Origin of the sequence: Trichococcus sp. K1Tr, from assembly GCF_028309625.1 — a bacterium.
GTDB lineage: Bacteria > Bacillota > Bacilli > Lactobacillales > Aerococcaceae > Trichococcus.
Window position 1 is genome coordinate 352,207 of the sequence record NZ_JAQMHR010000002.1, and the last position, 7,353, is coordinate 359,559.

General features: G+C 47.9%; 7 protein-coding genes. All 7 read left to right on the forward strand.

Annotated features, from left to right (window positions below; all coding sequences use genetic code 11):
• Nucleotides 1-352 precede the first annotated feature (352 nt).
• The 7 genes from PH235_RS05090 (at nt 353) to PH235_RS05120 (ending at nt 6,786) form a co-directional block, all read left to right on the forward strand.
• The gene (locus PH235_RS05090; protein ID WP_272161329.1) at nt 353-2,116 is read left to right on the forward strand and encodes a glycoside hydrolase family 3 protein; all 1,764 of its coding nucleotides are present in this window, start codon (nt 353-355) and stop codon (nt 2,114-2,116) included.
• 221 nt (nt 2,117-2,337) lie between these two features.
• The gene (locus PH235_RS05095; RefSeq protein ID WP_086626843.1) at nt 2,338-2,832 is read left to right on the forward strand and encodes an Lrp/AsnC family transcriptional regulator; all 495 of its coding nucleotides are present in this window, start codon (nt 2,338-2,340) and stop codon (nt 2,830-2,832) included.
• Nucleotides 2,829-4,010, forward strand: coding sequence for an aminotransferase class I/II-fold pyridoxal phosphate-dependent enzyme (locus PH235_RS05100; protein ID WP_272161330.1), 1,182 nt, complete (start codon nt 2,829-2,831; stop codon nt 4,008-4,010). The genes PH235_RS05095 and PH235_RS05100 overlap by 4 nt, the downstream gene beginning before the upstream one ends.
• A 251-nt stretch (nt 4,011-4,261) precedes the next feature.
• Nucleotides 4,262-4,576, forward strand: a complete 315-nt coding sequence (locus PH235_RS05105; protein WP_272161331.1) for a rhodanese-like domain-containing protein — start codon at nt 4,262-4,264, stop codon at nt 4,574-4,576.
• Nucleotides 4,576-6,228, forward strand: coding sequence for an FAD-dependent oxidoreductase (locus PH235_RS05110; RefSeq protein ID WP_272161546.1), 1,653 nt, complete (start codon nt 4,576-4,578; stop codon nt 6,226-6,228). The genes PH235_RS05105 and PH235_RS05110 overlap by 1 nt, the downstream gene beginning before the upstream one ends.
• A 1-nt stretch (nt 6,229) precedes the next feature.
• The gene (locus tag PH235_RS05115) at nt 6,230-6,526 is read left to right on the forward strand and encodes a rhodanese-like domain-containing protein (protein WP_086626846.1); all 297 of its coding nucleotides are present in this window, start codon (nt 6,230-6,232) and stop codon (nt 6,524-6,526) included.
• Nucleotides 6,523-6,786 carry a metal-sensitive transcriptional regulator gene (locus tag PH235_RS05120; RefSeq protein ID WP_086626847.1) on the forward strand — a complete coding sequence of 88 codons (264 nt, stop codon included), beginning with the start codon at nt 6,523-6,525 and terminating at the stop codon, nt 6,784-6,786. Before PH235_RS05115 ends, PH235_RS05120 begins: the two co-directional genes overlap by 4 nt.
• Nucleotides 6,787-7,353 lie beyond the last annotated feature (567 nt).

Below are 7,353 nucleotides of genomic sequence, written 5' to 3' on the forward strand. Positions count from 1 at the left end.
AAAATGGAGCCTTCCTTGGGAGAGCTCCGTTTTTCGATTGGAAGGTACTTTGACAAAAAAGTGACAATTCTGCATGGCTTCTTTTTTGTGCGTCGGGGGTCTTCTAAAGTGTTTTTTTATCAAGTGAAATGGCTTCATAGAGCGGTTTCCAAAAAGTATTAGGGCTAGCCGTTACGCGCTGCAGGCCAACGGTTCAATTTTGAACAGAATCCGAACCTTTTGGAAACGGGGTGTAAGTGCCTTCATTTTTTTGGATAAAATGCCTATACTTGTTCTTGTAGGAAAGACGGTGCTGACGCCAACGCGCTGCAGTACCGATCTGTTCCAGAACTATTTTGAGAGGGGACAAATCATGAGAGTCGATTTAACTACTAAACCTTATAACTTGGATGCCGAGGGAATCAAGTGGGTCAAAGATACGATTGCAGGCATGTCTGTCGAAGAGAAAATCGGACAACTGTTCATAAATATGGGATCAGAACGTACAGAGGAATATTTGACTGGCGTATTGAATAACTATCATATCGGGGGAGTCCGCTACAATCCTGGCATGGCAGAAGAAGTATATGAGCAAAACAAAATTCTGCAGGAAAACAGCAAAATTCCTTTATTGATCGCAGCAAACACGGAAGCAGGCGGTAACGGAGCTTGTAAAGACGGCACCTATATCGGCGTTGAAGTGAAAATCGCTGCCACAAACGACACGAAGTACGCATATGAAATGGGCCGCGTTTCCGGTGTTGAAGCTGCTGCTATCGGCTGCAACTGGAGTTTCGCTCCAATTGTGGACATCAACCGCAACTGGCGTAACCCGATCATCGCAACCCGTACATGGAGCGGCGATGTCGACAAAACGATCGCATTGTCGTTGGCATACATGAAAGGGATCCAGGAAAGCGGCATTGCGCCAGCGGCAAAACACTTCCCTGGCGACGGAATCGATGAGCGCGACCAACATTTATCATTCAGCGTAAACCCATATTCCACTGAAGAATGGGACGCTACTTTCGGTAAAGTGTACGGCACTTTGTTCGATGCCGGCTTGCCTTCGATCATGGCAGGGCACATCTCCTTGCCTGAATACGTGAAACACTTCAATCCGGCTGCTAGCGTTCAAGAACAGATTATGCCGGCTACTTTGAACAAATACATCCTGACTGATCTGTTGCGCGACAAAATGGGCTTCAATGGTCTGGTCGTTACCGATGCCAGCCACATGGTTGCGATGACTTCCGCCATGAAACGTCAAGATATGCTGCCGACAGCTATCGCTGCAGGTTCCGACTTGTTCTTGTTCTTCAACGATCCGGACGAAGATTTCCAATGGATGTTGGATGGCTACAACAACGGCGTCATCACGGACGAGCGTTTGGAAGAAGCTTTGACGCGCATCTTGGGCACAAAAGCTGCTTTAGGTCTGCACAAAAAAGCGAAAACAGAAATCTTGCCATCCAAAGAAGAAGCAATGGCTAAAATCGGCTTGCCGGAAAACAAAGCGATCGCAGTTGAAGTTGCGGACAAAGCGATTACTTTGGTCAAAAACAACCAAAACATCTTCCCGATTTCACCGGATAAAACGAAACGTGTCCTATTGGTCAATGTTGAAGGCCATAAAGGCGGTTTCGGCGCAATGATCGGCGGCGAAGCTGTCCGTCCAGTCGATACATTTAAAGGCATCCTGGAAGCTGAAGGCTTTGAAGTCTCCATCTGGGAATCCACGGAAGAGCGGATCAACAAATTGCCGGAAGAAGAAAGGGCCGCTGCTGTGGCTAACGTTTACGCTCAGAAACGTCCGATCAAAGATTTGATTGCGGCTTACGATTTGGTCATCAACGTAGCTTCGGTACAACCGAATACGGATCAACGCATCCAATGGCCAGCTTCAAAAGGAACACCGGACATTCCATTCTATGTCCATGAGATCCCTACAATCTTTATATCTGTGCAAGCACCGAACCACTTGGCTGACGTGCCGCAAGTACAAACTTACATCAACACATACGATTCAAAAGACTTCACACTGCAAGCTCTTGTCAACAAAATGGTTGGCCGTTCCGAATTCACTGGCGTTTCTCCAGTAGATGCATTCTGCGGATTCTTGGATACGCGTTATTAATCGATAAGGAAAAAACTTCACAAGTCCGCGCTCCGCGAGCCTGTGGAGTTTTTTTTGCGTTTTTTTCAGTGCTGATGGGCCGTCCTGCCAGTCTCCATTCCCGAAAACATATTTGCAAGTGCCTGTCAGGGGTGATAAAATGAAAGAAATTTCATTTATCAAAAAATGAATAATAGAGCCTGAAAATGGCCCGAATGCGTACAGCCAGAGGAGGCAAAACGATGAAAAACGAATTGAAGGAAAAGATTCTGAAGATTATCGAAAAGAACAACAAACTGACTGATGAAGAAGTTGCGGTGATGTTGGGCGTGGACACAGAAGTAGTGGCGGTTGCCGTGAAAGAACTGGAAGCGGACAAAATTATCTGCGGCTACCATACTTTGATCAACTGGGACAAGACCGGCGATGACGAAGTTTCTGCCATCATCGAGCTACGCGTAAATCCGCAAAGAGGATCCGGATTCGACCGTATCGCGGAAAAAGTCTACCAATTCCCGGAAGTGGAGACCGTATTCCTGATGTCCGGCGGGTTCGATTTTATGGTGCAACTGAAGAAAGCACCGATGAAAGAGATTGCTCTGTTTGTTGCGAAACGCCTTTCTGTGATCGACGAAGTACAATCAACCACCACTCATTTCGTATTGAAACGTTATAAAGACCACGGCACGTTGTTCGTGGATGAGGGTGACGACAAACGGATGGTGCTGACTCCATGAGAAATCCGATAAATGCTAAGGTGCGCGAAATCAAACCTTCCGGCATCCGGAGATTTTTTGATATTGCGAATGAGATACCTGGAGTGATTTCGTTGGGGGTAGGCGAGCCCGACTTTGACACCCCATGGATTGTGCGTGACGAGGGCATGTATACCCTTCAAAAAGGGCGCACCTTCTACACAGCTAATGCCGGTTTGGCCGAACTTCGTCAGGAAATCTGCTTATACTTGGAACGCCGCTACAATCTGCACTATTCCCCCGAGGATGAAACTGTCGTTACGGTAGGCGGAAGTGAAGCCATCGATTTGGCGCTGCGGGCCATGCTGGATCCGGGCGACGAGGTCGTCTACGCGGAGCCATGCTATGTTTCCTATCTTCCGTGCATCGTCTTGGCTGACGGGGTTCCTGTCGCTATCCCGTTGCAGGAGAAGAACCAATTCCGTTTGACGAAAGAAGAACTGGAAGCGGCGATCACTCCGAAAACAAAAGTGCTGATTCTTTCTTATCCCAACAATCCGACTGGGGCTGTTATGTCCAAAGAGGACCTGGAAGCGATCGCTGAAGTCATCATCGCCAACGATCTATTCGTCATCACTGATGAAATTTATAGTGAACTTTCCTACAATGGAAATCACTTCAGCATTGCCGCTTTGCCGGGAATGAAGGAACGGACCGTTTACATCAATGGCTTCTCGAAAGGGTATGCGATGACCGGTTGGCGTCTGGGCTATGCAACTGCTCCGCCGATCATTATGGAGCAGATGATCAAAATCCATCAATTCGCCATCATGGCTGCACCGACGACGAGTCAGTACGCCGGTATCGTTGCGTTACGGAACTGCGATGACAACGTTGCCGAGATGCGTGAAAGCTACAATCAACGCCGCCGTTATCTAATGAAAGTCCTAAAAGATTTGGACTTACCGTGTTTTGTACCTTATGGCGCCTTTTATATCTTCCCGAACATAACCGAATTCGGTTTGACTTCGGAAGAGTTCGCTACCCGTTTGGTTATGGAGGAAAAAGTGGCCGTTGTGCCTGGAACAGCCTTCGGAGAGAGCGGAGAGGGCTTTATACGTATTTCCTACGCTTATTCAATCGAAGAGCTGAAAGAAGCCTTCGAACACATAAAAAGCTTTATCGAACGCCTACGTGCAGAGAATAAAAGCAATCAATAAGAAGAAAGACTGCAGAGTTGCGTTCCTACGCAACTTTTGCGGTCTTTTTTCTCTATATTATGCGGGAGAGGAGCGTGTAAGCAGGGAGGGCTGCTTGTGTGTTTATTTTGTTAAGTATCGGAAGAATGGCTATGCATCAGGCTTTTTTAACATTTTTAAAATTTTTGAATAAAAATGGTTTACAAAATATACCCTATGGGGTATTATAAGTCCATAAGCGATTGATACTACTTACGAAAAAGGAGCCAAGTATGCTATTTAATTTATTCAACAGTATGCCTTCCGTATCCACTAAGGAACTGGAAGCAAAATTAACTGAAAAACCACAAATAATCGATGTCCGTGAACCGAACGAATTCATCGCAGGACATATTCCGGGCGCAAAAAATATTCCGTTGAGAAAAGCGGAAACATATACCCCTAAGGGTAAAGTGTATGTGATCTGCCAATCAGGTGGACGCAGCAAACGTGCAGCAACTATCTTAAAATCAAAAGGCTACGATGTAGTCAATGTCAAAGGCGGCATGTCCGCATGGTCAGGCCCGACAAGAGGAGGAAAACTATGATGAAAATTGTTATTATCGGTGGAGTGGCAGGCGGTATGTCCGCTGCAACGCGTTTGAGAAGATTGAATGAAGATGCAGAAATCATCGTATTGGAAAAAGGACCTTTCGTTTCCTTTGCGAACTGTGGCTTGCCTTATTATGTTTCAGGCGATATCCAAGAACGCAGCGATCTCTTGGTTCAAACCCCTGAGCAACTGCGCGCTCGTTTTGACTTGGATGTTCGTCCTTTCAGCGAAGCGACCGCAATCGATCCGGATAAAAAAGAAGTGACAGTCCGTTCTAAAGATGGCGAATACCAACTGGCTTACGATAAAGTCATTTTATCCCCAGGCGCGAAGCCATTCGTACCGCCAGCAGAAGGTCTGTCCGAAGCCAAAAATATCTTCACAATGCGCAATGTACCGGATGTGGATGCTGTCACAGGTTTCATCCTTGAGCATAAACCGAAAAAAGCGGTCGTCATCGGAGCAGGATTCATCGGTCTTGAAATGGCTGAAAGCTTAGCGCACCGCGGTTTGGCTGTAACAATCGTTGAAAAAGCACCGCATGTCTTGCCTCCATTCGATGAAGAAATGGCTGCTTACTTAGCGGATGAATTGAAAGCGAACGGTGTGACGCTGTATACAGGCGTTGCGGCTACGGCTTTCCAAAATGAAGGTAAAACAATCGTCCTTGAAAACGGCGTGACACTGGAAAGCGATTTGACGATCATGTCAGTCGGCGTCCAACCTGAGAACAGCCTAGCGATCGCTGCGGGTATCGAAACAGGTATGCGCGGTGGAATTCTGGTCGATGAGAACTATGAAACAAGCAAAAAAGACATCTATGCAGTCGGTGACGCAATCATCGTGAAGCAGCAAATCACTGGTGAAGACACCATGATCGCTTTGGCTTCACCAGCGAACCGTCAAGGACGTCAAGTAGCTGATGTCATCAGCGGCTTGAACAGAAAAAATAAAGGCAGCATCGGAACCGCAATCGTGCGTGTATTCGGTTTGGCCGGAGCTTCCACAGGTCTGAACGAGCGCCAATTGCAGCTGTCAGGAAAAGAGTATGCAGTCGTGCATATCCAAGGAAAGAACCATGCCGGCTACTATCCGAATGCGTCAGCGATCGTCCTGAAATTGGTTTTCCATCCGAAAACAGGTGAAATTTACGGAGCGCAAGCTATCGGGGCGGATGGCGTAGATAAACGTATCGATATCATTGCTACAGCAATCAAAGGCAATTTGACGGTACATGATTTGCCGGAATTGGAATTCACATACGCACCACCGTTCGGATCAGCCAAAGACCCAGTCAACATGGCCGGCTACGCTGCCACGAACATCATCGAAGGCGTTTCTGAATCCATCCAATGGTATGAATTGGAAAAGATGCAGGAAGCGGGCTATCAACTGTTGGACGTCCGTGGTGAGGGCGAAATCGCAAGACTAGGAGCCTTGAAGGGCGCCATCAACATCCCAGTCGATGATTTACGCGCACGTATCGGAGAATTATCGAAAGAAACACCGATCATCGTCAGCTGCCAAAGCGGCTTACGTAGCTATATAGCAGAACGTGTATTGAAACAAAATGGATTTACAGTCAAAAATTTAGATGGTGCATTCAGCTTATATGCAACCGTCAGACCAGAAAAGGTGGTAAAATAATATGTATCAATCAATTACAATGCCGGAATTCGAACAATTATGGAAAAAAACTCCTGTCAAACTAGTGGACGTACGTGAAGCAGACGAATATGCACATGCACACGTTGACGGTGCCATCTCTATGCCTTTGAGCGGTTTAGAAGATACTGTGGATCAACTGGATAAGGATGAAAATTACTATGTTATGTGCCTGAGCGGTGCTCGCTCAGCTGCAGCTTGCCAATATCTTGCATCAAAGGGCTACAAAGTAACGAACGTAATGGGAGGCATTTCGGCCTGGAGGGGTGAAGTTGTGTGAACCAATACAACAAAAATATAATCAACCGCATTAAGCGTGCGGAAGGACAAATGCGCGGCATCCTTGCCATGATGGAAGACGGAAAGAACTGTTCTGACGTCGTGACGCAATTATCCGCAGTCCGATCCAGCATCGACCGCGCAATGGGCATCATCGTTGCGGAAAATCTGGTTTCCTGTGTAAATGACCAGGAAAAAGACAACATTTCGAAAGAAGAAAGCGTCCAACAAGCAATCAACCTGTTGGTGAAGAGCAGATAGAGTCGATTTATCGGACAACCAGAGAAGGCCTCGCGCCTTGGTTGTCCGATATTTTTGGTTTATCGGACAACTAGAGAAGGCCCCGTGCCTCGGTTGTCCGATATTTTTAGTTTATCGGACAACTAGAGAAGGTCCCGCGCCGTGGTTGTCCGATATTTTCGGCTTATCGGACAACCAGCGATGGCCCCGCGTTCACCGGAGGACGCCGGTAACTTTCAGCCTCACCTCCTGCCAAGCTTCGCTCGTCGGAGGAGGGAATCAGAATGTTGGCCGAACTCCGGCGAGGCCTCCGCTCGCCGGAGCAGAGAGGAGAACTTCCGCTGACCGGAGGAGAGCAGCTGGAGCGGTCGCCAGCTCCGGCGGGGATCCACCCACCGGAGGACACCGGTAACTTTCAGCTTCACCTCCTGCCAAACTTCTCTCATCGGAGGACGGAAGAGGAATGTTGGCCGAACTCCGGCGAGGCCTCCGCTCGCCGGAGCAGAGAGGAGAACTTCCGCTGACCGGAGGAGAGCAGCTGGAGCGGTCGCCAGCTCCGGCGGGGATCCACCCACCGGAGGACACCGG